The following is a 22,313-nucleotide window of genomic DNA, read 5'->3' as shown; positions in this document are numbered from 1 at the left end:
AATCTTTTAGCGTCGTCCATTCTGCATATGGAGATGACGCTATGAATGACTCAAGCCTGCGCCTTTACGTCGATGCTCAATTCACCAGTCCCTACGCAATGTCGTGCTTTGTGGCCCTTCGAGAAAAGGGAATCGAGTTCGAAATGAGCACCCTGGACCTGGACAAACTGGAGAACCAGGCCAGCGATTACGCCCGTCTTTCGCTGACTCAGAGGGTCCCCACCCTCGTGCATGGCGACTTTGCGTTGTCGGAGTCATCGGCGATCACGGAATACCTGGAAGATGTGTTCCCCCAGACAGCTGTTTACCCACGGCACCCACAGAAACGCGCGGCAGCGAGGCAAGTTCAGGCGTGGCTGCGCAGTGATTTACTCCCGATCCGACAGGAGCGCTCTACCCTTGTCGTGTTCTATGGTCAGAAATACGGACCGTTGTCAGCGTCGGCTGAGGCTGCCAAGCAAAAGTTGATTGATGTCGCTCAATGGCTGCTTACCGACAATCCGGACTACCTTTTTGGTGAATGGTCGATCGCCGACGTTGATCTCGCGTTGATGCTGAACCGATTGATACTCAACGGGGACACGGTGCCGGCTCAACTGGAGAATTACGCTCAACGCCAATGGCAGCGCCCGACGGTACAAGAGTGGATCAAGCTGGAACGACCTCGACTGTAACGGCAGCATTTTCTTTGCTTTTCTGTTGCTACTCGAGCCTACACCCCCTTGAGCAAGTGCCTACAAATTCACCAGAAAACGCCGGCTTTCAGGGCTCGCCCCTCAAGCCGTATCCTTTTCCCGTCACCCACATCCCGCCCAAGGCAGTAAGCCGTCCTAATCATCCAGGACGTGCCAAACCCTTGGGCGTTTTTGTTTTAAAAAAGCGGGGGGCAGATCTATGAATCCGAAGCGTGATGATAGATCTGCCCCACGTCTGACGATGACGGCGCAAAGCGTACGCGGCGCCTCATGATCAGCGGCTTTTACCCGCCGCGAGACTGGATGAGCAAAGCAATGAATGCCACGAACGGTGCAATCAGCACCAGCCGACCGACGGCGACCGACCAGCCCCAGGTAAAACCACTTTCCCCCTTGAATCGACCGCCACTCAGCAAGCCAAGCACGCAGACCCCGATTCGATGAGCCAAGCGGTTGAGCAAGATATCGAGGATGTAATCCATTCTTTGGCCTCATGCCGCTCTGCACTCTGGAGCGCTACAGCTCCAATGCCTTCGCCATGATGACCGTGCGCTCAGCCCCGTGAAACTCGTCTCGAACCTTTTCAAACCCAAGCGAAGCATAGAAGCCCTCTGCGGTAATTGAAGAAGGCACACGCAGCCGTTCCAGACCTGCATTGATGGCAAGTGATTGAAGCCTCTCCATCAGCTGTCTTCCGATACCCTTTCCTTGATAGCGCGGGTCGACAAACACACTTCGGACAATGTCGTGATCCAGACTCGCGGTTGCAACGATATGACTGCAGGCTGTAGCCACCAGGACTTGACGCTCAGTCAACAGATGAAGAATCGACGGGGGAGAAAAGCTTTGCGCCACTTGCTCGATGATTTCGGCGGAGTAGTCCTGAACGTTCGACTCGCGCAAAGCACTGAGGATCGTTCGACTGATCGCTGGCGCATCTGCATTCGTAGCGTTTCGAATCAGGTAATCCATCAAGGGCCGCTCCTTGCGCGTCTTCACTTGATCGTAGCGAAAAATGGGGAGTGATCCATTAATCCGTGGATCAGTCCCCTGCTTTTTGAAGCGTGGACAGCAACGGCTTTCACCCCAACCGCATCGACACCTCAATATCATCCGCAAACGGCACGCTCACGTAACCGTTCCCCGGCGAACGCACATGCGCCAGATACTCCGGGCAATAATCGGTGTTATCCGCCACCACCAGCGCACCCGGCCGCAGGTGTTTTTCAACCAGTTTCAGCACGTCGCCATACAGCGCTTTCGCACCATCGAGCAGAAGTAAATCCACAGTCGGTGGCAGGTCGCGAGCCAGCGTCACAAGCGCATCCCCTTCCCGAATCTCAATCAGATCACTAACCCCGCCCTCAACAAAATGACGCCGAGCTAGTTCGATCTTCGACGGTTCAAACTCGCTGCCGATCAGCACTCCGCCACCGTTGTCCCGCAGCGCTGCCGCCAGGTGTAGGGTCGACAGGCCAAACGAGGTGCCGAATTCGACGATGGCTTTGGCCTTTGTGCTGCGCGCCAGCATGTACAGCAGTTTGCCGGTGTCGCGGGAGACGGGCAGCCACAGGTCTTTGAGCATGGCGTAGAGTTCGCGGTATTCGGTTTTGCTGTGCATCAGGCGTTCGCGTTCTTCGCCGGATACGTTGTTCAGCGCCGGGCTGGTGGCGGCGCTGGCCTGGGCGTAGAGGCGTTCGATCAGGGTCGCCAGCGGTTCGGTGGTCAGGGTTGTCATGATGGTTTTCCGTGGGTTGAGAGCTAATATGCGAATGATTCGTCGCATTTAAATGATGCAAGCGAATGGCCCTGTTCGCTATTCGCATTCCAACCCGACGCCCGAGCTAGCCATGACCGATCGCCAGACCGCCCGTATTTCCTCACGCAAACAGCCGCAGCAGGCACGCTCCGCCGAGCTGGTGGCGGCGATTCTGCAGGCGGCTATTCAGGTTTTGGCCAAGGAAGGCGCGGCGCGTTTCACCACGGCGCGGGTCGCGGAGAAGGCTGGCGTGAGTGTCGGCTCGCTGTATCAGTACTTTCCCAACAAGGCGGCGATTCTGTTTCGCTTGCAGAGTGATGAGTGGTTGCAGACCACCGGGATGCTGCAGCGGATTCTGGAAAATCATCAGCAACCGCCGTTGGAACGCCTGCGCACGCTGGTGCACGCGTTCATTCGTTCGGAGTGCGAAGAAGCGCAGATGCGCGGCGCGTTGAGTGATGCGGCGCCGCTTTATCGCGATGCGCCGGAGGCTCATGAAGTACGGGCGGCAGGCAAGCGGATCTTTGCGACGTTCATGGTGGAGTTGTTGCCCGGGGCCAGCGAAATCGTTCGCACGCAGGCCTGCGATCTGATCCTGGCCACGCTCAGTTCGGTGGGGAAGGAATTTTCACTCAGCCCGCGCACCGACGCGGGAATTACGGATCGAGCCGAGGGGATGGCGGACATGTTCAGTGCTTATGTGGTGGCGCTCGACGCCCGCTGAAGCTGCTGATACGCCGTCACCAGTTGCGCTTGATTAAACGCCAGGTTACGGCCGCTGGGGTTGGGCAGAATCCAGACTTTAGCGCCGCCGAACGTCTCCTCTTGCAGCCCCCACTCAATCGACTTCTTGCCGGATAACCCGGCATACGCCGCCTTACCGAGGAACGCCACGAAGCGCGCCGCGTAACGAGCGATCTTGCGTTCGAAGCTGGCGGCGGCTGCGGTGAATTCCTCCGCCAACAGTTGATCCGCACTCGCCGTCGGACGCTCGACCACGGCGGTCAGGCCGCAGTGGAATTGCAGGATCGAGCAGTCTTCTTCCGGGCGTAACTCGTGGGGCGTGAAGCCGGCCAGATGCAGCGTGCGCCAGAAGCGGTTGCTGCGTCCGGCGAAGTGATGGCCCTGCTCTGCCGCCAACAAACCCGGATTGATTCCGCAGAACACCACGGACAGGCCTTGCGTGAGGATGTCCTCAAGCCCGTTCAACCGCAGATCACCTTCACCGCATCGCGCGCCTGCCCGGCCAGTTCTTCGCGGGATTTACCGGCGCGGGCGCGGATCGAGATGCTGTGCAGCAGCGATGACGCGAGCATGGCCCGCGCGGCTGCGTCCACATCACCGTTCAGTTCGCCGGACTCGATCGCCCGTTGCAGACGAGCTTCGAGATCGGCATCGAGCTGGCTCAAGCGCTGGGACAGCACGTTGCGGATTTCCGGGTCCTCGACCGCTTCGGTGGTCGCGGTGCCGATGGCGAAGCAGCCGCGTGGCTGGCCGTCGCCGGAAAAATAGATCGCCAGTTGCCCTTCGTAGAAACCGGTCAGGGCTTGTTCCAGGGTCAGGCTGCTGTCGTTCAGCGCGGCCTGCATGGCGGCGTGGGCGGTGGCCCAGTATTGGTCGAGAGCCTTGATGTAGAGCGCGTGTTTGTCTCCGAACGCGGCGTACAGACTGGGGCGGTTCATGCCGGCGGCGCTGGCGATGCTGTCCAGTGACGCGCCGGAATAGCCGGTGTTCCAGAACACGCCAAGCGCCTGTTGCAGCGCGGTTTGCGGGTCATAGGCCCGTGGACGGCCACGGCCTTTTCCTTCTGTCGGTTTATTTTGTGCCATGTCGTACAAATTCCTTGCGGGGAAATGAAGTCGCTCATATTCTTACACCATCGCACAAAATTAAGGAATCAGAAATTCCTTGATCGGCAGGTTTGTTGTAACAGCGCTCGAACCGGGTCCCGCGGCGACGAAAACAGCGGTACGGAGTGATCCTCCCCCACCGCGAATGGATTTGATGACTCACGCATTCAATGCCGTCCAGGCGCCCAGCCTTTTGGAGAGCCGTTCATGACTCAGCAATTCGATCTCACCGCAGGACAAGCCCGCGCGCACCCCGTCGACGCGCCGCCGAAAATGCCGCTCAAGCAGAGACTGCGCCCGGTCTTCATGTGGGGCGTCCCCGCGCTTTTCGCCGCGATTGGCTACGGCCAGTACGTCGCCAACGAGCCCTTCGTTTCCACCGACAACGCCTATGCCCGCGTGGCCAAGGCCTCGATCAACGCACGGATTTCCGGGCAAGTGGTCGAGATCGCGGTCGACGACAACCAGCCAGTACGCAAAGGCCAGGTGCTGTTTCGCATCGATCCCAAGCCATTGCAAATCGCCGTCGACCGGGCCGAAGCGCAACTGGCCAACGCGCGCCTGCGCATCGACGGGCTCAAGGCCAGTTATCGCCAGCAGCAAGCCGAGCTGCAATCGGCGAAAGCCTCGGCGGAATATGACCAGAAGGAGTTCGCCCGCAAGAAAGCCTTGATCGCCACCGAGTTCGTGTCGAAGGCGCTTTTCGAGCGCGCCGAAACTGACCTGAAAGTCTCGCGCCAACGCATCGCGTCCATCGAGCAACAGATTGCCAACACCGTCGTCGCGTTGAACGGTAACCCGGACATCGCCCTAGACAATCACCCGACCGTGCGCGAGGCCAAGGCTCAGCTCGATGAAGCGCTGCTGTATCTGTCTTACGCCACGGTGACGGCGCCGGACGACGGCATCGTCGCCAGGGTCGATGATTTGCAGGTGGGCAACTACGTCAACAACGGCGCACCGGCGTTTGCGCTGATTTCCGACCGGGAAATCTGGGTCGAGGCCAACTTTCGCGAGACCCAGTTGACGCACATGCGCCCCGGTCAGACCGCGACAGTCACCCTCGATACCTACCCGGATCGCCCGTTCAAGGCACACGTGATCAGCATGAGCCCCGGCGCCGGTGCCGACTTCGCGCTGTTGCCGCCGGAGAACGCCACCGGCAACTGGGTGAAGGTGGTGCAGCGAGTGCCGGTGCGTCTGGAACTGGACGATAGCGACCCTGCCCTGCCGCTGTTTTCCGGTACCAGCGCCACGGTCAAAGTCGACACCGGGCATCGCTCGCCCTGGTGGCAGCCGCTCAAATCGTTGTTGTCTGCGGGTAATTCGTGATGAACAGCTCAGCAGCCGATGCGCGGGCACTGCGGTTTGTCGCCCTGCTCGCCACCTATATGCAGTCGGCCAACCTGCCGTTGCCGAACGCCGCGCTGCGGTTGATTCAGGGCAGTCTGTCGATGACCGACGATCAGGCCGGATGGATTTTCACCTCTTATCTGGCCGCGAGCGCGATCACGATGCCGGTCGCGCAATGGCTCGCCGGACGCTTTGGGTTGAAGCGGGTTTACCAGACAGCACTGGTGCTGTTCGCCCTCGGTCTGTGGCTCGGCACGCTGGCCGGCACACCGCTGGAATTCATCGGCGCACGCCTCCTGCAAGGTCTGGCCAGCGGCGTGATTGCGCCGTTGTCGATGGCCATCGCCCTGGAGACGTTGCCAGCAGCAAAGCGCCCCGCGTTCGGTCCGAAATGGACGGCGCTGGTGCTGTTCGGCATCGTCAGTGGCCCGAGCATCGGCGGCTTGATCTGCGAGTACTTCGACTGGCGCCCGATGTTCTACCTCAGCCTGCCGCTGACTGCGTACATCCTGATGGTGGTGACATTGCTGCTCGTCGAGAAGAAAGCAGACCCGCGTCCGACGTTCGATTTCTTCGGTTTCGCCAGTTTCACGGTCGGCATGATCAGCCTGCAGATGTTGCTCGATCGCGGCGAACGGCTGGACTGGTTCGACTCGCCGGAAATCTGGATCGAAGCGCTGGCCAGCGCCCTCGGCCTGTACCTGTTCGTCGTCCATGCGCTAACCCGCAAGACCCACTTTCTCAGCAAGGGCTTGTTCGGCGACCGCAACTTCATGTTGTCGACGGTGATGTTCTTCGCCCTGGGATTTGTGTTGCTGTCGACCATGGCCCTGACCTCGCCGATGCTCGATGAAATCCTCGGCTATCCGCCGGACACCACCGGGTTGCTGACCGTCCCGCGCGGCATCGGACTGGTAGGCGCATTTTTGCTGATGATGCGCGCGCCAGCATGGATCGACGCTCGGCTGTTTGTTGCCGCCGGCATCGCGCTGGTGGTGTATGCCAACTGGCTGATGCTCGGGTACTCGCCGCTGATGGACTGGACGCCCGTGGCCGTCACCGGGTTTATCCAGGGCGTCGGTCTGGGCGTCTTGGTGCCGGCGCTGAGCAAGACCGCGTTCAGCACCATCGACCCGAAACTGCGCCCGGAAGCCACCGGTTTCTTCAACCTGATGCGGGTTTACGGCAGCACCCTCGGCGTGGCCGTGGTGCAGATTTTTTTCTTCAACAACACCCAGGCGATGCACTCGGCGCTGGTTAGTCAGCTGACGCCTTATCGCGTGGCCCTGCCGACCTCCTTGCCGGCGCTCGAAGGCCTCAACCATCTGGTCACCCACCAGGCGGCGTTCGTCGCGGTGATGGGCCAATTCAAGATTCTGATGCTGGCGATGCTCGTGGTGAGTCCGCTGGTGATGTTCCTGCGCAAACCTGTTGCGGCCAACTGATGACGTGGAGTCTGAACCATGAAAGCTTCTATGCGCTTCACCCCGCTGGCGATGCTGGTGATGTTGTCCGCCTGCACCGTCGGCCCTGATTTTCAGCGGCCTGCCGAGAGCCCGTCGCAGCATTACGATCAAGCAGCCGAACAGCATTTTGCGATGGGCCGGCGGCTCAACGGCGATTGGTGGTCGGCGTTCCGTTCACCAAAACTCGATCAGGTTGTGCGCCGCGCCATCGACGGCAACCTCGAACTGGCCGCCGCTGACGCCACCCTTCGTCAGGCCGCCGCTTCAGTCGCGGCGGCGGAAGGCGTGTTGTATCCGCAGGTTGATTTCGCTGCTTCTGCCGGGCGCCAGCGCACCCACAATGGGCCAGAGCCGGTGGTCTCCAATTTCTACGGGATCGGGCCACGGGTCGCGTTCGATCTGGATGTTTTTGGTGGCAACAAACGCGCGGTCGAGCAACAACAAGCGCTGACCGATCTGCAAAAGCATCGCTACGAAGCAGCCTGGCTGACTTTGACCGGCGACGTCGCCAGCCAGGCATTGCTGCTGGCCTCGGCCAACGCGCAGATCCAGGCCGTGGAAACCCTGTTGGCCAACGACGCGAAAAACCTCGATCTGGTGCGCCGGGCCCAGGCGAGCGGCAGCACCACACAAATCGATATCTCGCTGGCCGAAACCCGGCTCGCCCAAGATCGCACGCTGCTGCCACCCCTCGCCCAGCAGCGCGATGCAGCGCGTCACGCATTGTCGATTCTGGCCGGCAAGGGCCCGGCGGACTGGATTGCGCCGGACTTCAGCCTCGACGAATTCGCCCTGCCGTCAAACATCCCGGTCAGCCTGCCTTCGGAAATGGCCCGTACCCGCCCGGACATTCTCCAGGCTGAATCCGAACTGCACATCGCCAGCGCGGCGGTGGGTGTCGCGACCGCCAATCTTTACCCGCATGTCGAGCTGTCGGCCTCGCTGATGCAAGCCGCGTCGGGCAATGGCGGCGCCGCACTCTGGGGATTTGCCGCCGGCCTGACGGCGCCGATCTTCAATGGCGGCACCTTGAAGGCTGAACGCGAAGGCGCCGTCGAAGGCTACAACGCGTCACTCGCCCGCTATCAACAGACGGTGATTCAGTCCTTCGGCCAGGTCGCGGACACCTTGCAGGCGCTCAACCACGGCGCAGAGCAAAACCTGGCGCAGGACGACGCCTTGCAAGCAGCCGACACCAGCCAGCGTCTCAATCGCCAGGCCTACGCCCAGGGCGAAACCAGTCTGTTGCAGGTGCTGGAAGCCGAACGCGCCTACCAACAGGCGCTGCTCGGGCAGATTCAGGTGAAGACCGCGCGTTATCTCGACTCGGTGCGCCTGTTCGTGGCGCTCGGCGGCAACTCGGTGGGTGTGCTCGACCAGAAGCTCGCCACCCGCAAAACCTCATCCCTTCTTTAACGGCAGATACCGGAGACACGACATGACCTACGAAGCCTTTCACGATGAACTTCGCAACACCCGCCTACCGCTGAACAACGGCGCAGGCTCGATGCCGGCCGTGGGATTCGGCACGTTGTTTCGCGACTTGAGCACCACCACCGATGCGGTCAAGTGCGCGCTGGAAGTGGGCTTTCGCCACTTCGACTGCGCCGAGCGCTATCGCAATGAAGCGCAGATTGGCGAGGCTTTTGCGCAGGTGTTTTCGGCGGGCAACATCCGCCGCGAAGACGTGTTCGTCACCAGCAAACTGTGGAACACCAACCATCGCCCCGAGCGAGTAAAACCGGCGTTCGAAGCCAGTTGTCAGCGGCTGCAAGTCGACTATCTCGACAGCTACCTGATCCACACGCCATTCGCCTTCCAGCACGGCGACGATCAGGACCCGCGGGATGTGTTCGGCCACGTTATCTACGATGGCGAAACCCGTTTGATCGACACCTGGCGAGCGCTCGAAGCGCTGGTGGATGAAGGACGCTGCAGGTCCATCGGCCTTTCCGACATCACCCTCGGTGCACTGAAGGACATCGTCGCCGCCGCACGGATCAAACCGGCGGTGGTGCAGATCGAATCCCATCCGTACCTGCCGGAGTGGGAGATGCTGGAATTCTGCAAGGAACACGGCATCATCCTGCTCGCCTTCGCCCCATTGGGTCATGGCATGGAGCCGAATGTGCTCGAGGACTCCGTACTCACCGGAATCGCCCGGCACGTACAGAAAACCCCGGCGCAAGTGGCCTTGGCCTGGGCGGTGCAGCGTGGGACGGCGTTCCTGACGACCTCGGCCAATCCGAGCCGGATTCAGGAAAACTTCGATATCGCGACGTTGCCGCACCGGGCGATGCGCGAGATCAAGGAAGAGATCACGACGCGAATCCGCTTCAACTCGGTGGTCGAGACCGGCGTACCTGGTTTCATCCCCCGTAAAAAGTGACACATGGCAAAGGGGCGGCCTCCTGTGAGGTCGCCCCTATACTCTTTCCACCTGACTGTTGAGACGACACCGATGGACGTCTTCCAAAGCATGCGCTTCTTCATCGCCGTCGCCCAAAGTGGCAGCTTCACCGCCGCCGCCGAGCTGCTGGACACCAATACCACCAACGTCTCCAAAGCGATCTCTGCTCTCGAAGCACGTCTGCACACGCGGCTGATCAATCGCACCACCCGCCGTCTGGCCCTGACCGAAGCCGGTGTGCGCTATCTGGAACGCTGCGAAAAAATCCTCGATGACGTGCGCGAAGCCGACGAAGAAGCCGGCACCGCCCAGACCCTGCCCGTCGGCCGCTTGAAGATTCACACCATGTCGGCCATCGGCAACCACTACGTGATCGACGCCATCGCCCGCTATCGCGACATTCACCCCACGGTGATGTTCGATCTGACCCTGACCAACCGCGTCCCCGACCTGCTCGAAGAAGGCTTCGACATGTCCATCGTGCTGGCCCGCGACCTGCCGGATTCCGGCTTCGTCGCGCAACGTTTGGGCATCACCTACAGCATTCTTTGCGCCTCGCCCGCCTACGTGGTCAAACGCGGTCTGCCGCAAACACCGGGCGAGCTTTGCGAACACGAGTGTCTGCGCATCGTCAACACGGTGATGCCGGTGGAAAACTGGACATTCGAAGGGCCCGAAGGCATGGAAACCATCAGCATTCCCGTATCACCCTTCCACATCAACACCGCCGACGGCATGACCATCGCGATCAGAAAAGGCATGGGCATCGGTATTCAGCCGATTGCTTCGGCCGTGGATGGTTTGAGGGCGGGAACTTTGGTGCGGGTGTTGCCGGAGTACCGGCTGGAGGAGTTGAACCTGTTCGCGATCTATCCGTCGCGCAAGTTCGTCGATGCGAAGATCAAGACCTGGGTGGAGTTTCTGAAGCAGTCGATCCCGCAATTGCTGGCATCGGATGAAGACATCGTTGGAAAGAAAGCGGTTTGAGTACCGCAGACATGGAGTGTCGACCCTCCATCCCCTGCGCCCGACTCAACTGGAACAGCCAGTGCCCATCACTTGATATTGCAGAACGTGGCGCTCGCCATGGGAATCTTCGTAGGTCATCTGCACCGGCACCGGGGCGCATTCGTTGGCCGGTTCGGTGATGGAGATGACGTGTTCGATGTCCAGATTGGTCGAAGAACTGTAGGTCTCGACCGGGATGTTCGCCGCGTCCGCGTTATCGGCGTAAGCGTGCGCACCGAAACTGCCAAGCATTAAAACCAGCGCGATTTTCTTGAGATTCATGATGTTCACCGTCTCGTTGAGGACCGTGTTTGTTCACGGATTGGAGACGATGCTAAGGGTTCGGGTAGTGCTGAAAAATCGGCCAGCTGAACAAACACTGTTGCCGGATTTCGTATGAATACTGTCTGAAACATCAAAGCCGACTACGCTCCAGCCACCCCCTCTGGAGTGAACGCCATGATCCGCGCCCTGCTCACCGCTTCCCTGCTGCTGGTCATGAGTGTTCCGGCCCATGCGGACGTGACGCCCTTCCCCGCCTCGTTCCGCACTCAGGACATCGCCGTCGACGGTGCGAAAATCCACACGCGCATCGGCGGAAAAGGCCCGGCGGTGGTGCTGTTGCACGGTTTCGGCGACACCGGTGATATGTGGGCGCCGCTGGCGGCGGATCTGGCGAAGGATCACACCGTGGTGGTGCCTGATTTGCGGGGCATGGGCCTGTCGTCGATCCCGGCCGATGGCTACGACAAGAAGACCCAGGCCGGTGATATCCGCGCGGTGCTGGCTTCGCTGGGCATCGAGCATTCGGTGGTGGTCGGCCACGACATCGGCACCATGGTCGCCTTCGCCTACGCCTCGCGGTATCCGCAGCAGACCGATCGCCTGGTGGTGATGGACGCGCCCGTTCCGGGGATCCCGCCCTGGAACGAAATCGTCCGCTCGCCGATGCTCTGGCATTTCGATTTCGGCGGGCCGGATGCAGAACGGCTGGTGGCCGGGCGTGAGCGCATCTACCTCGACCGCTTCTGGAACGAGTTCGCCGGCGACCCGAAAAAAGTCGACGAGGCCACCCGCCAGCACTACGCCAAACTCTACGCCCGCCCCGGCGCCATGCACGCGGCGTTCGCCCAGTTCCGTGCGATTCGCCAAGACGCGGTGGACAACGAAACGTCGATGAAAACCAAACTGAAAATGCCGGTACTGGCGGTGGGCGGCGAGAAGTCCTTCGGCAACAACGAAGCCATGGTGATGCGCAATGCCGCCGACCACGTCACCGAATTGGTGATCGCCGACGCGGGGCATTGGCTGATGGAGGAAGCGCCAGTGGAAACCACTCAAGCGATTCGCAGGTTTATTGCGCAGTGACTGACAAGCAGGTTGTTGTCATCGGTGCCGTTCAGCGCATCTCAGGCCACCGAGCTCAATCATTGACTACATCAATAACAACCATTAATTCAATGAAGTTCTCATATCGAATCCAAAGCGTAGGATCTGCTCCATACCAACCCACTGCACACGGAGTACAGAACCATGAAACGCCAAACTATCCTCGGTATCGCTTTCTCACTCTTCGCCCTGAATGCTTTTGCGGCGACCGAGACTGACCCACTGTTCAGCGATGCAGTTGCCTCTGCGACTCAGACTGATCCACTGTTCAGTGACGCCGTAGCCGCGACCGAAACCGATCCACTGTTCAGCGATGCCGTAGCCGCGACCGAAACCGATCCACTGTTCAGCGATGCCGTAGCCGCGACTGAAACCGATCCGCTGTTCAGCGATGCCGTAGCCGCGACTGAAACCGATCCGCTGTTCAGCGATGCGGTTGCCGAAGGTGGTTCTGACCGTCTGATCGAACGTCGTAACGTCTGAATGCGGGGTTTTACCGCAGCACTCGACAAAAGCCCGGCCTTATCCGCCGGGCTTTTTCATGTCTGAAGGGTATCGCCCTGTCCTTTGATGCGAATCACCTCCGCCAGGTTGTCAGCAGGCTGCGAACCGGTACTCAACACCACATCCCGGCGTGCACTCAACTCGATAGGGTATGGCCCGCCCTGCGAGAGCGCCGACCGCGTCCTGGCGGTAAACGCTTCATCGTTTTGCGTATAGAAAATCCACTCCCGCTGGTGTCCACCCGTCACCGTGCAGACCCACTTCGCCAGTCCCTTCTCCTCTACCGCCGGCACTATCAACTTCTCCATATCAGCCATGCGGATGGCGTCCCGACGCTCCGGTATCACGCCTGTCGATGTGTACTTCCAGACGATCCTGATTTTGAAAGACAACGCTCGTTTCTCAGTCAGCGATATCGAGTCCAGCCCCTTGTAGATCATGGGTGCGGGGGACTCTGGAAAATCGGATGGCTGATACTTGCTTTCAGAGGCCTCGACAATTTGCTGCTGTGGGGGATAAACGAATTTGTCGTCGAGAAGCGCTTCGAGCGCCGCCCTGCTTCTGCGTTCTCGATTCGCTACACAATTATCGTAATCAACACTTTTGGCCGGACCAGCCGCCAGGCACGCGTCACGCTCGACCGGAGGCGGCGACTTGGAGCTGGAGCAGCCAGCAACGACTACGCTGACTATCGCCAGCAAGCGGAAGCGGTTTGTGGCGTGCATTACGCCAAAACCGGACCTCATCAGAGAGCGCCCGGTTTTATCAATGACCATGAATAGCTTTTCCTTTAAACCTTGACCTGCGGCTGCAAACCAGCCCCGCTGGCTTCAATTTTTATTGCGTCCGTGATGTCCTCCTGAAAATAGATCGGCAGGTGTAAAGCTTCTTCAGGGACGTAACAGTTGTCGTCATCGCGAGCTTTTTCTGAAGATCGGAGAACCGGCTTAAAGAGGACGGATCTTTTGTCGGGGGAGAAGAACCTGTCACCTCTGTGCGCGACAATACAACTGTCACTCATAAAACTTTCCAGCGAACAGAATCGCTGCACAGCGCTGCCATATATTCGATTGGGCATTATCGTCCAAAGGAGATCGGTTGCTGGCATGCGCCCATGCAGCTGCCGCATCGAGAAACGCATTAACCGTTCCGTTTTCCCATTCCTGGCTATCTGATCGATCTATTGATGAGGGAGCGTTATGTTCCAACAAACGTTCACTGGCAAAATCAGCCCCCAGCGCCTCGACAAATCGAATGAACGACTGCTCATCTCTGACAAGCGCTAACAATTCATCAAGATCTACAGGCGTGTGCATAGGTTTTCCGGGTAAGGCGTTTTGAGTGAATGCATGCTGCGACAGGGGAACGCGAACGGTCAACTCACCGTCGGACGGAGGGCTGCTCGCAAGAACTCAGCAAATCATTGAGCGCCATCTGAAGCCCAAGCGCCTTTATATCGGCCGCTTCGGTCATGAACCCGGTCTTCCCCTCCATTTCCATTTCATACCGGTCTATGCCTGGGTCGAAGACCTGTTCTGGAAAGACTCCCGCTTTCGCCTGCTCGAATCTTTTGCCTACGTCGAGAATCCTTTGCCATCAACCGATGGTGCAGAACTGACGCTGTTCGTTTGGCGAGAATTTGCCGAGAACCCCAAACCGCCGGTGATCCAGGGACGCTCTGTTGAAGAGGTGATTGAGGAACTGCGCAGCGCCTTCAAATGATCAGTTCATCGAGTCGCCCGCTGCGCTGATGACTCAATCGAAGGCGCCATTGAGCACTTCATAAATCAGCCCGGTAGCGAGCGCGACCAGGATCAGATCGGTGCCGACCTGCTGCCATTCGTAGCCGTCGTAGTGCGGCAGCCTGCCGACCAGTCGACCATCGAGTTTCTTCGCAATACCGGGCGGCAGCGGTTTACCCCGCGCCAGGTTCTTCTGGATGCCGGGCGGCAACGCCGGGCCCGGGGTCCAGTAGCCACGATAGCCGTCCACAATCCCGATCACCCCGCCGCGATCGATACTCGGGCCGTGCCCCTGATAACCGCCCCCGCCTTTTTTCCCCTGATTGCCATGATCCTGGCTGTTATGCGGGTTGCCTTTGCCCTGCCCCTTTCCGTTGCCAGGATCGGCCAGCGCGGACACCGAAGTGCTCAACAGCGCAATACAGGTCGTGGTCGCAATCAACGTGCGTAAACCGGACATGGGTCGTTCCTTGAAAGAGTGTGTGTGGATTCTAGTCAGTTTTTTACAGGCATGGAGAGATGGCCCTGTCATCGCGGTTTGTGACTATTCTCGATGCGTGCAGCTTTCGGTGCTCCCCGATTCGCGCTTACCATGCGCCCGACTCGTATTATCGCGGGAAAGAAGTCTGGCACCGCCGCCCCGACTTCAACGAAAAGGAATTCACCCCATGTTCGAACGGAACAAACTGGTTCCAGAACTGATGGTCACGGATCTGCAGGCCAGCCTCGCGTTTTGGGTCTCCTGCCTGGGCTTCAACATCGCTTATCAACGCCCGGAAGAGGGCTTTGCCTACCTCGACCTGAATGGCGCTCAAGTCATGCTCGAACAGGTTGATCCGGATGCAGGCCAATGGCTGACGGCGGAACTGAGCAAGCCCTTCGGAAGAGGCGTCAATCTGCAGATTGACGTTGAGGCGGTTGCCCCCATCATCGAAAGACTGGGCACCGCTCAGGTCTCACTCTATAAAACCTGCAAAGACACCTGGTATCGCGCTGATGATGTCGAAGTCGGCCAGCGTGAATTTCTCGTTCAGGATCCGGACGACTATCTCGTAAGACTGGTAGAACGTCTGGGCGAACGTCCCGTTTGCCCGATTTGATCAAGGACGATAAAAACAATGAAAAACGGCAATTTGGCACGGTTTCGAAGGGGCGAATTGCAGTCGCCGGCCATTCCCCTGCTCGAAGAGGACTCGCCCGGCGACGGCATCATCTGTGCGGACGGCGGCGCTCGTTCCCGTGAGGTGATCCAGCAACAGGTGGTTGCGTTAATTAGCCGGTCGGCGCAGAACTGATCGCGGTCTTGCCTGCGTATCGTTCATCCGTCAGGATCCCTCCCTTTTTTGACTGGCAGCAGCAATCGTGGAACGTCTTTTCGTTTATGGAACCCTGGGCCCTGGCCGACCGAATGAGCATGTGATGCCGAAAATCGGCGGCACGTGGCAGGCCGCTTCGCTGAAGGGGCGTCTGTCGCAGGCCGGATGGGGCGCGGCGATGGGTTTTCCCGGTCTGGTGATTGCCGAGGATGGCGATGTGATCGAAGGCTACGTGTTCGCTTCCGAGAGTTTCCACGAACACTGGGCGGCACTGGATGAGTTTGAAGGGGCTGAGTATCAGCGGGTGTTGACCAAGGTGAAGCTGGATAACGGAACGACGATGGATGCCTATGTCTACGCGCTCAAATAGTCGGCCTTCGGCCTTTTCTCGACGGATGAAAATCTTCCTGGCCGGGCTAGTGTTTTGTGTTGGGCTATGGGGTGCTTCCGAGTGGTGGGAGAAGGCGTTGGCGAAGCCTGACTACGCAGCTCATATCAGCCCCGATGGCTGCTTCAGGGTGCAAACTTTCAGACCTTTCTGGTTACTGCCCAACTTCCTTCACCCGCAGGCGCCTCCAGACGCCCCCTTCGAAACTCAATGGTTCGTCCGCTGGGAATCTCCCGCGTTTTTCCGTTTGTACGACAATCGCGATGATCAGCTACTTGGCGAAAGCGAGATCTACGATCTGGTGAGTTACGGAGACCGATTGTCTTGGGGTTACGGCAGCGATACCGAGGTTCGCGTTGGCTTGATCACGATCGGCAATACTCGCCCTGATTGTACAAAGGGAGACTGACGAAGCCATGACGAGCCGCGAACTACTCCATAGCAAAGGCTACACACTGCTCTTTGGAGCAGTTCCGACCATGTGGCTGGCCGCCCTTCGTATCGCATTCGATACCGGCATCAAACCCTCAAACGAATGGCCCGTGCCCCGCGGCATCGATTGGCGCCATTCGCAGCTGGACACTGATCCGAACATTCAGCGCGTATGCCGATTGCCACAATTGCTGGCGGTGGTGGGCGAGTTGATCGGCGAACGCTTCTTCCTCTCTCAGGTCGAGGGCCGCGAACCGCTCATCAATGGCGGCCACCAACAACTGCACCGCGACTTGTCGGCGCAACGCCCCGGCGACACCGTCAACGCGCTGGTGTACCTCGACGATTACGGCCCGGAAAACGGTGCAACCCGCATTGTTCCCGGCAGCCATCGCCCTGCTCTGAGCGAGCCCCCATTCGATTTCACTGACGAGTCCCGATCCGTGCAGCTGACGGGCAGCGCGGGCGACATCCTGATCTTCGATGCCGACCTGATCCACGCCGGCAGCTTGAACTCCAGCGGTGCAGCCCGACGAACCCTGTTGATTACCTGGTTTTCCGAATCGCTCTACTCAACGCATCTGGAAACGGTGAGCCTCAGAAACATAAAAATGGACACGACCGAGCGGTTCGATCCGGGAGACTTTGCGTTCGGGATCGTGGAATCATTCATTTGACTTGATTGCCTTAGGCAACTATATAGTTGCCTAAGGCAAATATATGAGCATACCGTAATGTCCACAATCACCGACCGCGCCGACATCGTTCGGCAATTCAACCGCTTCTATACTCACCAGATCGGCGTGTTGCAGGAGCATCTGCTGCAAAGCGATTACTCGCTGACCGAGCTGCGCATCCTCTACGAACTCGCGTCCGGCGGTGACCTCACCAGCGCCGACCTGCGCCAGATGCTCGGCCTCGACGCGGGCTACATGAGTCGCCTCATCAGCGGTTTCGACAAAAAGGGCCTGATCCAGAAAGTCCCCTCCGCCACCGACGCCCGCGCCAGTCAATTGCACATCACCGACCTCGGCCGCGAAACTCTCGCCCCGCTGGAACAGGCCTCGCGACAAGAAGTCATCACCCTGCTCGAACGCCTGTCTGAACCGCAGCAACTGCAACTGATCGCCTCGATGAAGCAAATACAGACGCTACTCGAGGGCGGCCAGTCGACGACCTATCTGTTGCGCGATCCGCAGCCCGGTGACATGGGCCTGGTGGTGCATCAACAGACCGCAATCTACAGCCGTGAATACGGCTGGAATTCAGAGTTCGAAGCGCTGGTGGCAGAGGTTGTTGCCAAGTACCTGCGCGAATTCGACCCCAGCGGCGAGCGCTGCTGGATCGCGGAAAAGGACGGCAAGGTGGTGGGTTCGGTATTCGTCATCCGCCACGACGAAACCACCGCGAAACTGCGCATGCTCTACGTGGATGCCAGCGCGCGGGGCCTGGGGATCGGCAATCGGCTGGTCGAAGAATGTCTGCGTTTTGCCCGGGATGTCGGTTACAAGAAGATGATTTTGTGGACCACCAGCAATCTGGTGGATGCCCGCCGGTTGTATCAGCGGGCGGGGTTTGAGTTGGTCGAGGAAGAGCCGATTCACAGCTTCGGCAAAGAGCTGGTGAGTCAGACATGGGCGATCGAGTTGTGAGGTTTATGCTCGCGGTGAGTCGTCGTAGTCAGGCAGGACAATAGCGTCCTAAGGCACCTCTGAATCGACCGCCATGGGCGTAGGGACTTGCCATGAAGGTTTTTGGTCAACCTGACTGTCGAAAGCACGACGTGCCTTGCGAATGTCGTCGACGTTTTCGACCACCCACGTCCACACAGGCGACATACGGACCAAAAGTCCCATGCCCAGTGGCGTCAGCTCGTATTCGACACGTGGCGGAACTTCACCGAACTCCCGTCGAATCAGAAGACCATCACGCTCCAGTGAGCGCAGCGTCTTGGTCAACATGCGCTGAGTCACGCCCCTCATCTGTCGCTTGATCTCGGCATGGCGCATCGTGCCGTACACACCCAGCGCGTGCAGGATGCCCAACGACCAGCGACTGCCGGCATGCGTGAGGACTTCTCGCCGGACGCCATCATCATCGTCTCTGAGCGTCTGGCAGATCCTCTCTGCCTGGCCAAGAGTCTCTTGGTCGGTCATTTCTCCTCCCGGTATCACACGTGTGCCTTCTTACTGGTGCTGGCGAATGGTGCAAGTATTTGCCCATCTTACAGACAGCAGGTTTCAGGAGACATCATGACCGAAGTCATACCGCTTTCCCCCCAATCGATTCTCGTACTGGGCGCCGGCGAACTCGGCCTGCCGGTTTTGCGCAATCTCGCACAGGTCGCAAAACGCGCACCCGGTTCCACAATCAGTGTCCTTCTCAGAGCCTCAACCATCGGTACTCAGGTGCCCGAGAAAAAGGCAGAAATCGATGAGCTGCGGAGTCTGGGTATTCAAATGGTCGCCGCCGATCTGGTGAGCGATTCGATCGATCAACTGGCTGAAGTTTTCGCACGATTCGATACCGTCATCGGCTGTGCAGGCATGGTCGCGGGTCGGGAAACGCCGATGAAGCTTGCCACCGCAGCGCTCAAGGCCGGCGTGAAGCGCTACTTCCCATGGCAGTTTGGTGTGGATTTCGAAGTGATCGGGCGAGGCAGTCCTCAGGACCTGTTTGATGCTCAGCTCGATGTGCGCGAGTTGCTTCGCGCCCAGGATAAAACCGAGTGGGTCATCATCTCGACGGGCATGTTCACCAGTTTCCTGTTCGAGCCGGTATTTGAGGTCGTGGACTTCGACAACGACGCCGTGAACGCATTGGGCAGTCTCGACAACAGCGTGACGCTCACGACACCGCAAGACATCGGCAGGTTGACCGCCGAAATCGTCTTCTTCGAACCTCGTTTTCGCAATCAGATCGTCTACCTTTCCGGTGACACCGTGACCTACGGACAAGTGGCGAGCATCCTTGAACGGGTGCTGGAACGTCCGTTCAAACGCAACGTCTGGACTGTCGAGCACCTGATCCTGGAACTCGAAAAAGATCCCACCCACCACATCAAAAAGTATCGCGCCGTGTTTGCACAAGGCAGAGGCGTGGCCTGGCCGAAAGCTGGCACGTTCAACGAGCAGCAATCCATTCAGGTCACCAGCGCAGAACAGTGGGTTCGAGAAAACCTCGCAGGCGACTGAAATCACTTCGCGCTCAACGGTTCTGCAGGACTGATGAGCGCACCTCATAATGCCTCGTCGATGTACCCGTCCAGTCCTCTCCCTTGCGCTCGCTTACTGTTCATCCGCGCCGCTTACGACATCATCGACCACTGGTACTACAAACAGAGTGAACTGTTACGCAGCGAGCCCGTAATGGGTATGGCTTATGACGAATTCCCTCTGTTCTATGAGCGCGAGTCAACGCACAAAGGCTATCGCAAGGCACTGCTGTTTTCGGTGCGCACGCCGTGGATTTTCGCGTCATTCTGGGTGCTGCTCGGCTTTTGGGGTGTGTACATCCAGGTGGCCTGATCACATCGACCTCCCCTCGCGCAGGGGCTGAAATAGATAAGCCCGGCATTGAGCCGGGCTTGTGATTACGCAGCAGAATCATCTAATTGTTCAGGCTGCCATATTCGCCCCGCCGAGGCTTTTCTTGAGTGAAGCCTTCATCACTTCCATTTCCTTGCCCAGCTCCTCGAGCTTTGCCTTGCCCAGCAGCTTTCTGGCCTGAGGAAACATCTCAGTTTCCTCTTCCTCAATATGGTGTTCCAGAAGCTCTTTGACCACCTTCACGCGGCCGGCAAACTCAGGTGTAGAAGGATCGGTGGATTTCAGGTCAGGCAATACCAGTGAATCTACCGTGCGGTGTTCTTCTTTCGCCTCGTAGTACATCTCATCCTGTTCCTTATCGCCTGCCTCCTTGAAAGCCGGATACAGAATCTGCTCCTCGAGCTGAGTATGAATGGTAATTTCCAGTTCAAGCTTGTCCAGCAACTCCGCACGCTTTTTTAATGCGCGATCGGTGGATTCACTGAGTTGATTCAGAATGCCTTTAACTTTTTCGTGGTCAGTTTTCAGAAGGTCGATGGCGTTCATTTCAGGCCTCTATCACGGATGATTGTTCGCCGATCAAGGTCGGCAATTCTCGCGTTATTCCGGACAGATCTCGCATATTTTGTGCCAGCATCACAGCTTTTAAATGGCATTAAATATCAAGGAGTTGCGCAATGTGATGGCAAAATATAAGCATGCACTCTGCATGAGTAGGGGGTGAGGTGATTGCAAATAGCGGAAGTGAGTCAGTAATCGGCAATTGCTGCGAGAGGTAATAATGATTGGAAATACAAGCGTAGGACGCTAGGGCGAGTAGCCCTAGCTGATATCACTTTTTCTTGTTCGCCGGTTTTTCTGCTTTGTCTGACTTTTTAGCCTTGGTTGTCTTGCTGTCAGTTTTTTTTGCAGATTTTTTTGGTTCGGCATCTTTTTTCTTGTCTTTCTTTTCGGGCGATTTGGCAAGAGCCGAGGCAGCCGCTGACTTTTTCGTTGGGGACGATTTCTTGTCTTTCAATTCCTTGGCATTTTTCGAGGACTCACCTTTATTTTTCTTCTCTTCTTTAGCCACGTCGACCACCTCTCGAAGTGCCGGTATTGGCACATTGCCTGTGAAATTTTCCACAAGCTGATCATTAGGCGAGAGCGTCCTGAAGCGGTTCAAATTATTTGATACCGTTAAATGGCTTCATATATAACCGAACCAACAATTCGTCTTTCAAAACATCAACGGAGATATCCATGAAAACCGCCCTGATCTCCGACACCCACAACCTCCTGCGCCCCGAAGCCCTTGCCGCGCTCCAGGGTTGTGACCAGATCGTCCACGCCGGCGACATCGGCAACCCGGACATCCTCGCCCAACTGGCAAAAATCGCCCCCGTCCACGCCGTGCGCGGCAACAACGATCTCAACAGCCCGTGGGCCGAAAACCTCCCCGACCTCCTGACCTTCATCCTCAACGGCTGGCCAGCACTCCTCGTCCACGACATCGCCGACGTCCCCGCCGATCTCGATCCGGGCATCAAGCTCATCATCACCGGCCATTCCCACAAACCCCGCATCGAATGGCGCGGTGATCGTCTCTACGTGAACCCCGGCAGCGCCGGCCCTCGGCGTTTCAAATTGCCGGTCACGCTGGCGATCCTCGAGATACAACCCGACCACATCGAACCGCGCCTGATTTCCCTGCTGGATCCCCCTGCCTGAAACCGCTACCGTTCCCGCATCCAGTACCGGGAACCCACGCGCCATGTCCATCGCCGACAACCTACTCGCCTTCACCCTCGCCGCCACCCTGTTGACCCTGATGCCCGGTCTCGACACCGCGCTGGTGCTGCGCACCGCCACCGTCGAGGGCAAACAGCAGGCGTTGCGAGCAGCATTGGGGATCAACGTCGGTTGTCTGTTGTGGGGCGCGGCGGTGGCGTTTGGGTTGGGGGCGTTGATTGCGGTGTCGGAGCTGGCCTACAACCTGTTGAAGTATTGCGGCGCGGCGTATCTGGCGTGGCTGGGGTTGAACATGCTGCTGCGCCCTCGCCGTTCGCTGGCACCGGCCGAGGCTGACGGCAAGCCGGGGGCGAACTGGTTTTTCAAGGGCATGCTGGGGAACGTGCTGAATCCGAAGATCGGGATTTTCTACGTGTCGTTTCTGCCACAGTTCATTCCGCAAGGTCAGCCGCTGGTGCCTTGGACGTTCGGGCTGGTGAGCATTCATGTGGTGCTCGGGCTGATCTGGTCGCTGGTGCTGATTGGCGCGACACAGCCGCTGTCCGGTTTCCTTCGCCGCGAGAAGGTGATTCGCTGGATGGATCGCACCACCGGGATGATTTTCGTTTTGTTTGCTGCGCGGCTGGCGTTCAGCAAGCGTTGAGGCGTCTGCGCTAAACGCACCCTCAGTCGAGAGCTGCCACTTCATCAAACTCAAGACTTGCCCAATACATATGGATATC

At 58.6% G+C, this 22,313-nt stretch carries 30 protein-coding genes and 2 pseudogenes; 19 read left to right on the top strand and 13 right to left on the bottom strand.

The genetic code is table 11. The features are described from left to right. The first annotated feature begins 41 nt into the window (after positions 1–41). The gene (gene yfcF / locus JKA62_RS13505; protein WP_201818205.1) at positions 42–674 is read left to right on the top strand and encodes a glutathione transferase; all 633 of its coding nucleotides are present in this window, start codon (positions 42–44) and stop codon (positions 672–674) included. Positions 675–979: 305 nt separating this feature from the next. Here yfcF and JKA62_RS13500 read toward each other — a convergent pair whose 3' ends face one another. From JKA62_RS13500 to JKA62_RS13490, 3 genes are all read right to left on the bottom strand, one after another. Continuing rightward, on the bottom strand, positions 980–1,177 hold the full coding sequence (locus JKA62_RS13500; protein WP_201818204.1) for a hypothetical protein: 198 nt from the start codon (positions 1,175–1,177) through the stop codon (positions 980–982). Between the two features lie 34 nt (positions 1,178–1,211). Then, positions 1,212–1,667: a GNAT family N-acetyltransferase gene (locus tag JKA62_RS13495; protein ID WP_201818203.1), complete on the bottom strand. Its 456-nt coding sequence runs from the start codon at positions 1,665–1,667 to the stop codon at positions 1,212–1,214. Positions 1,668–1,776: 109 nt separating this feature from the next. Continuing rightward, positions 1,777–2,433, bottom strand: coding sequence for an O-methyltransferase (locus tag JKA62_RS13490; RefSeq protein ID WP_201818202.1), 657 nt, complete (start codon positions 2,431–2,433; stop codon positions 1,777–1,779). 112 nt (positions 2,434–2,545) lie between these two features. Between JKA62_RS13490 and JKA62_RS13485 the strand changes: the two genes are divergently transcribed. Beyond that, positions 2,546–3,178: a TetR family transcriptional regulator gene (locus JKA62_RS13485; protein WP_201818200.1), complete on the top strand. Its 633-nt coding sequence runs from the start codon at positions 2,546–2,548 to the stop codon at positions 3,176–3,178. Here JKA62_RS13485 and mug read toward each other — a convergent pair. Further along, the gene (gene mug, locus JKA62_RS13480; RefSeq protein WP_201818198.1) at positions 3,151–3,663 is read right to left on the bottom strand and encodes a G/U mismatch-specific DNA glycosylase; all 513 of its coding nucleotides are present in this window, start codon (positions 3,661–3,663) and stop codon (positions 3,151–3,153) included. The genes JKA62_RS13485 and mug overlap by 28 nt on opposite strands. Next, positions 3,660–4,283 carry a TetR/AcrR family transcriptional regulator gene (locus JKA62_RS13475; RefSeq protein WP_085747415.1) on the bottom strand — a complete coding sequence of 208 codons (624 nt, stop codon included), beginning with the start codon at positions 4,281–4,283 and terminating at the stop codon, positions 3,660–3,662. Before JKA62_RS13475 ends, mug begins: the two co-directional genes overlap by 4 nt. A 228-nt stretch (positions 4,284–4,511) precedes the next feature. On the opposite strand from JKA62_RS13475, the gene JKA62_RS13470 reads away from it, so the two are divergent. From JKA62_RS13470 to JKA62_RS13450, 5 genes are all read left to right on the top strand, one after another. After that, a complete protein-coding gene (locus tag JKA62_RS13470; RefSeq protein WP_201818195.1) occupies positions 4,512–5,636 on the top strand; it encodes an HlyD family secretion protein in 1,125 nt (374 codons plus the stop codon). Next, positions 5,636–7,102, top strand: coding sequence for a DHA2 family efflux MFS transporter permease subunit (locus JKA62_RS13465; RefSeq protein ID WP_201818192.1), 1,467 nt, complete (start codon positions 5,636–5,638; stop codon positions 7,100–7,102). Before JKA62_RS13470 ends, JKA62_RS13465 begins: the two co-directional genes overlap by 1 nt. Before the next feature lie 18 nt (positions 7,103–7,120). Further along, positions 7,121–8,539, top strand: coding sequence for an efflux transporter outer membrane subunit (locus JKA62_RS13460; RefSeq protein ID WP_201818190.1), 1,419 nt, complete (start codon positions 7,121–7,123; stop codon positions 8,537–8,539). A gap of 22 nt (positions 8,540–8,561) precedes the next feature. Next, entirely contained in the window at positions 8,562–9,512 is a 951-nt protein-coding gene (locus JKA62_RS13455; protein WP_201818188.1) for an aldo/keto reductase, read from the top strand. A 72-nt stretch (positions 9,513–9,584) separates the two neighbouring features. Next, the gene (locus JKA62_RS13450; RefSeq protein WP_201818186.1) at positions 9,585–10,520 is read left to right on the top strand and encodes a LysR family transcriptional regulator; all 936 of its coding nucleotides are present in this window, start codon (positions 9,585–9,587) and stop codon (positions 10,518–10,520) included. A 45-nt stretch (positions 10,521–10,565) separates the two neighbouring features. On the opposite strand, the gene JKA62_RS13445 is transcribed toward JKA62_RS13450, so the two are convergent. Then, positions 10,566–10,823 (bottom strand): DUF2790 domain-containing protein, encoded by a 258-nt coding sequence (locus JKA62_RS13445; protein ID WP_011333841.1) that lies wholly within the window; start codon positions 10,821–10,823, stop codon positions 10,566–10,568. A 177-nt stretch (positions 10,824–11,000) separates the two neighbouring features. On the opposite strand from JKA62_RS13445, the gene JKA62_RS13440 reads away from it, so the two are divergent. Beyond that, positions 11,001–11,909 carry an alpha/beta fold hydrolase gene (locus JKA62_RS13440; protein WP_201818184.1) on the top strand — a complete coding sequence of 303 codons (909 nt, stop codon included), beginning with the start codon at positions 11,001–11,003 and terminating at the stop codon, positions 11,907–11,909. Positions 11,910–12,074: 165 nt separating this feature from the next. Beyond that, complete coding sequence (locus tag JKA62_RS13435; RefSeq protein WP_201818181.1) at positions 12,075–12,413, top strand: hypothetical protein; 339 nt, start codon at positions 12,075–12,077, stop codon at positions 12,411–12,413. A gap of 56 nt (positions 12,414–12,469) precedes the next feature. Here JKA62_RS13435 and JKA62_RS13430 read toward each other — a convergent pair whose 3' ends face one another. Genes JKA62_RS13430 through JKA62_RS13420 form a run of 3 tightly spaced genes read right to left on the bottom strand, consistent with a single transcriptional unit; the run spans position 12,470 to position 13,750 of the window. Further along, on the bottom strand, positions 12,470–13,210 hold the full coding sequence (locus tag JKA62_RS13430) for a DUF695 domain-containing protein (protein ID WP_201818179.1): 741 nt from the start codon (positions 13,208–13,210) through the stop codon (positions 12,470–12,472). A 14-nt stretch (positions 13,211–13,224) separates the two neighbouring features. Next, on the bottom strand, positions 13,225–13,455 hold the full coding sequence (locus tag JKA62_RS13425; RefSeq protein WP_201818177.1) for a hypothetical protein: 231 nt from the start codon (positions 13,453–13,455) through the stop codon (positions 13,225–13,227). Further along, on the bottom strand, positions 13,448–13,750 hold the full coding sequence (locus tag JKA62_RS13420; protein ID WP_201818174.1) for a DUF7660 family protein: 303 nt from the start codon (positions 13,748–13,750) through the stop codon (positions 13,448–13,450). The genes JKA62_RS13425 and JKA62_RS13420 overlap by 8 nt, the downstream gene beginning before the upstream one ends. Positions 13,751–13,775: 25 nt before the next feature. Here JKA62_RS13420 and JKA62_RS13415 point away from each other — a divergent pair, with 25 nt between their 5' ends. Continuing rightward, positions 13,776–14,156, top strand: a complete 381-nt coding sequence (locus JKA62_RS13415) for a hypothetical protein (RefSeq protein ID WP_330932817.1) — start codon at positions 13,776–13,778, stop codon at positions 14,154–14,156. 33 nt (positions 14,157–14,189) lie between these two features. Here the strand turns inward: JKA62_RS13415 and JKA62_RS13410 are convergent, their stop codons facing one another. Next, positions 14,190–14,636, bottom strand: coding sequence for an anti-virulence regulator CigR family protein (locus JKA62_RS13410; RefSeq protein ID WP_011333836.1), 447 nt, complete (start codon positions 14,634–14,636; stop codon positions 14,190–14,192). Positions 14,637–14,844: 208 nt separating this feature from the next. Between JKA62_RS13410 and JKA62_RS13405 the strand changes: the two genes are divergently transcribed. The 5 genes and pseudogenes from JKA62_RS13405 (at position 14,845) to JKA62_RS13385 (ending at position 17,964) form a co-directional block, all read left to right on the top strand. Beyond that, complete coding sequence (locus JKA62_RS13405; RefSeq protein ID WP_201818169.1) at positions 14,845–15,276, top strand: bleomycin resistance protein; 432 nt, start codon at positions 14,845–14,847, stop codon at positions 15,274–15,276. A gap of 69 nt (positions 15,277–15,345) precedes the next feature. Then, positions 15,346–15,471 (top strand): annotated as a pseudogene (locus tag JKA62_RS13400) (dienelactone hydrolase); the annotation flags it as partial. Between the two features lie 67 nt (positions 15,472–15,538). After that, a complete protein-coding gene (locus JKA62_RS13395; protein ID WP_041475236.1) occupies positions 15,539–15,862 on the top strand; it encodes a gamma-glutamylcyclotransferase family protein in 324 nt (107 codons plus the stop codon). Positions 15,863–16,296: 434 nt separating this feature from the next. Beyond that, positions 16,297–16,989 carry a phytanoyl-CoA dioxygenase family protein gene (locus JKA62_RS13390; RefSeq protein WP_201818166.1) on the top strand — a complete coding sequence of 231 codons (693 nt, stop codon included), beginning with the start codon at positions 16,297–16,299 and terminating at the stop codon, positions 16,987–16,989. A gap of 57 nt (positions 16,990–17,046) precedes the next feature. Next, a complete protein-coding gene (locus JKA62_RS13385; protein ID WP_011333831.1) occupies positions 17,047–17,964 on the top strand; it encodes a bifunctional helix-turn-helix transcriptional regulator/GNAT family N-acetyltransferase in 918 nt (305 codons plus the stop codon). Positions 17,965–18,012: 48 nt separating this feature from the next. On the opposite strand, the gene JKA62_RS13380 is transcribed toward JKA62_RS13385, so the two are convergent. Further along, positions 18,013–18,468 (bottom strand): winged helix-turn-helix transcriptional regulator, encoded by a 456-nt coding sequence (locus JKA62_RS13380; protein WP_041475235.1) that lies wholly within the window; start codon positions 18,466–18,468, stop codon positions 18,013–18,015. Between the two features lie 96 nt (positions 18,469–18,564). Between JKA62_RS13380 and JKA62_RS13375 the strand changes: the two genes are divergently transcribed. Both JKA62_RS13375 and JKA62_RS13370 read left to right on the top strand, forming a co-directional pair. Then, positions 18,565–19,506 carry an aromatic alcohol reductase gene (locus tag JKA62_RS13375; protein ID WP_201818163.1) on the top strand — a complete coding sequence of 314 codons (942 nt, stop codon included), beginning with the start codon at positions 18,565–18,567 and terminating at the stop codon, positions 19,504–19,506. A gap of 102 nt (positions 19,507–19,608) precedes the next feature. Continuing rightward, positions 19,609–19,839 (top strand): annotated as a pseudogene (locus tag JKA62_RS13370) (hypothetical protein); the annotation flags it as partial. Positions 19,840–19,929: 90 nt separating this feature from the next. Here JKA62_RS13370 and JKA62_RS13365 read toward each other — a convergent pair. Both JKA62_RS13365 and JKA62_RS13360 read right to left on the bottom strand, forming a co-directional pair. Beyond that, positions 19,930–20,406 (bottom strand): hemerythrin domain-containing protein, encoded by a 477-nt coding sequence (locus tag JKA62_RS13365; protein ID WP_011333827.1) that lies wholly within the window; start codon positions 20,404–20,406, stop codon positions 19,930–19,932. 286 nt (positions 20,407–20,692) lie between these two features. Beyond that, positions 20,693–20,932 (bottom strand): hypothetical protein, encoded by a 240-nt coding sequence (locus tag JKA62_RS13360; protein WP_011333826.1) that lies wholly within the window; start codon positions 20,930–20,932, stop codon positions 20,693–20,695. A 170-nt stretch (positions 20,933–21,102) separates the two neighbouring features. Here JKA62_RS13360 and JKA62_RS13355 point away from each other — a divergent pair, with 170 nt between their 5' ends. Both JKA62_RS13355 and JKA62_RS13350 read left to right on the top strand, forming a co-directional pair. Beyond that, positions 21,103–21,570, top strand: a complete 468-nt coding sequence (locus tag JKA62_RS13355) for a metallophosphoesterase family protein (RefSeq protein WP_011333825.1) — start codon at positions 21,103–21,105, stop codon at positions 21,568–21,570. A gap of 43 nt (positions 21,571–21,613) precedes the next feature. Beyond that, the gene (locus tag JKA62_RS13350) at positions 21,614–22,234 is read left to right on the top strand and encodes a LysE family translocator (protein WP_201818160.1); all 621 of its coding nucleotides are present in this window, start codon (positions 21,614–21,616) and stop codon (positions 22,232–22,234) included. The last annotated feature ends 79 nt before the right edge of the window (positions 22,235–22,313 follow it).

The organism is Pseudomonas sp. B7 (assembly GCF_016735645.1).
Classification (GTDB): domain Bacteria; phylum Pseudomonadota; class Gammaproteobacteria; order Pseudomonadales; family Pseudomonadaceae; genus Aquipseudomonas; species Aquipseudomonas glycinae.
The sequence above is the reverse complement of the archived record's forward strand: the minus strand, read 5'-3'. Positions and strand labels throughout refer to the sequence as shown.

Coding starts and splice junctions, on each gene's coding strand:
- yfcF (WP_201818205.1), top strand. CDS start 42: ATGAATGACTCAAGCCTGCGCCTTTACGTCGATGCTCAATTCACCAGT.
- JKA62_RS13500 (WP_201818204.1), bottom strand. CDS start 1,177: ATGGATTACATCCTCGATATCTTGCTCAACCGCTTGGCTCATCGAATC.
- JKA62_RS13495 (WP_201818203.1), bottom strand. CDS start 1,667: ATGGATTACCTGATTCGAAACGCTACGAATGCAGATGCGCCAGCGATC.
- JKA62_RS13490 (WP_201818202.1), bottom strand. CDS start 2,433: ATGACAACCCTGACCACCGAACCGCTGGCGACCCTGATCGAACGCCTC.
- JKA62_RS13485 (WP_201818200.1), top strand. CDS start 2,546: ATGACCGATCGCCAGACCGCCCGTATTTCCTCACGCAAACAGCCGCAG.
- JKA62_RS13475 (WP_085747415.1), bottom strand. CDS start 4,283: ATGGCACAAAATAAACCGACAGAAGGAAAAGGCCGTGGCCGTCCACGG.
- JKA62_RS13470 (WP_201818195.1), top strand. CDS start 4,512: ATGACTCAGCAATTCGATCTCACCGCAGGACAAGCCCGCGCGCACCCC.
- JKA62_RS13465 (WP_201818192.1), top strand. CDS start 5,636: ATGAACAGCTCAGCAGCCGATGCGCGGGCACTGCGGTTTGTCGCCCTG.
- JKA62_RS13460 (WP_201818190.1), top strand. CDS start 7,121: ATGAAAGCTTCTATGCGCTTCACCCCGCTGGCGATGCTGGTGATGTTG.
- JKA62_RS13455 (WP_201818188.1), top strand. CDS start 8,562: ATGACCTACGAAGCCTTTCACGATGAACTTCGCAACACCCGCCTACCG.
- JKA62_RS13450 (WP_201818186.1), top strand. CDS start 9,585: ATGGACGTCTTCCAAAGCATGCGCTTCTTCATCGCCGTCGCCCAAAGT.
- JKA62_RS13445 (WP_011333841.1), bottom strand. CDS start 10,823: ATGAATCTCAAGAAAATCGCGCTGGTTTTAATGCTTGGCAGTTTCGGT.
- JKA62_RS13440 (WP_201818184.1), top strand. CDS start 11,001: ATGATCCGCGCCCTGCTCACCGCTTCCCTGCTGCTGGTCATGAGTGTT.
- JKA62_RS13435 (WP_201818181.1), top strand. CDS start 12,075: ATGAAACGCCAAACTATCCTCGGTATCGCTTTCTCACTCTTCGCCCTG.
- JKA62_RS13430 (WP_201818179.1), bottom strand. CDS start 13,210: ATGGTCATTGATAAAACCGGGCGCTCTCTGATGAGGTCCGGTTTTGGC.
- JKA62_RS13425 (WP_201818177.1), bottom strand. CDS start 13,455: ATGAGTGACAGTTGTATTGTCGCGCACAGAGGTGACAGGTTCTTCTCC.
- JKA62_RS13420 (WP_201818174.1), bottom strand. CDS start 13,750: ATGCACACGCCTGTAGATCTTGATGAATTGTTAGCGCTTGTCAGAGAT.
- JKA62_RS13410 (WP_011333836.1), bottom strand. CDS start 14,636: ATGTCCGGTTTACGCACGTTGATTGCGACCACGACCTGTATTGCGCTG.
- JKA62_RS13405 (WP_201818169.1), top strand. CDS start 14,845: ATGTTCGAACGGAACAAACTGGTTCCAGAACTGATGGTCACGGATCTG.
- JKA62_RS13390 (WP_201818166.1), top strand. CDS start 16,297: ATGACGAGCCGCGAACTACTCCATAGCAAAGGCTACACACTGCTCTTT.
- JKA62_RS13385 (WP_011333831.1), top strand. CDS start 17,047: ATGTCCACAATCACCGACCGCGCCGACATCGTTCGGCAATTCAACCGC.
- JKA62_RS13380 (WP_041475235.1), bottom strand. CDS start 18,468: ATGACCGACCAAGAGACTCTTGGCCAGGCAGAGAGGATCTGCCAGACG.
- JKA62_RS13375 (WP_201818163.1), top strand. CDS start 18,565: ATGACCGAAGTCATACCGCTTTCCCCCCAATCGATTCTCGTACTGGGC.
- JKA62_RS13365 (WP_011333827.1), bottom strand. CDS start 20,406: ATGAACGCCATCGACCTTCTGAAAACTGACCACGAAAAAGTTAAAGGC.
- JKA62_RS13355 (WP_011333825.1), top strand. CDS start 21,103: ATGAAAACCGCCCTGATCTCCGACACCCACAACCTCCTGCGCCCCGAA.
- JKA62_RS13350 (WP_201818160.1), top strand. CDS start 21,614: ATGTCCATCGCCGACAACCTACTCGCCTTCACCCTCGCCGCCACCCTG.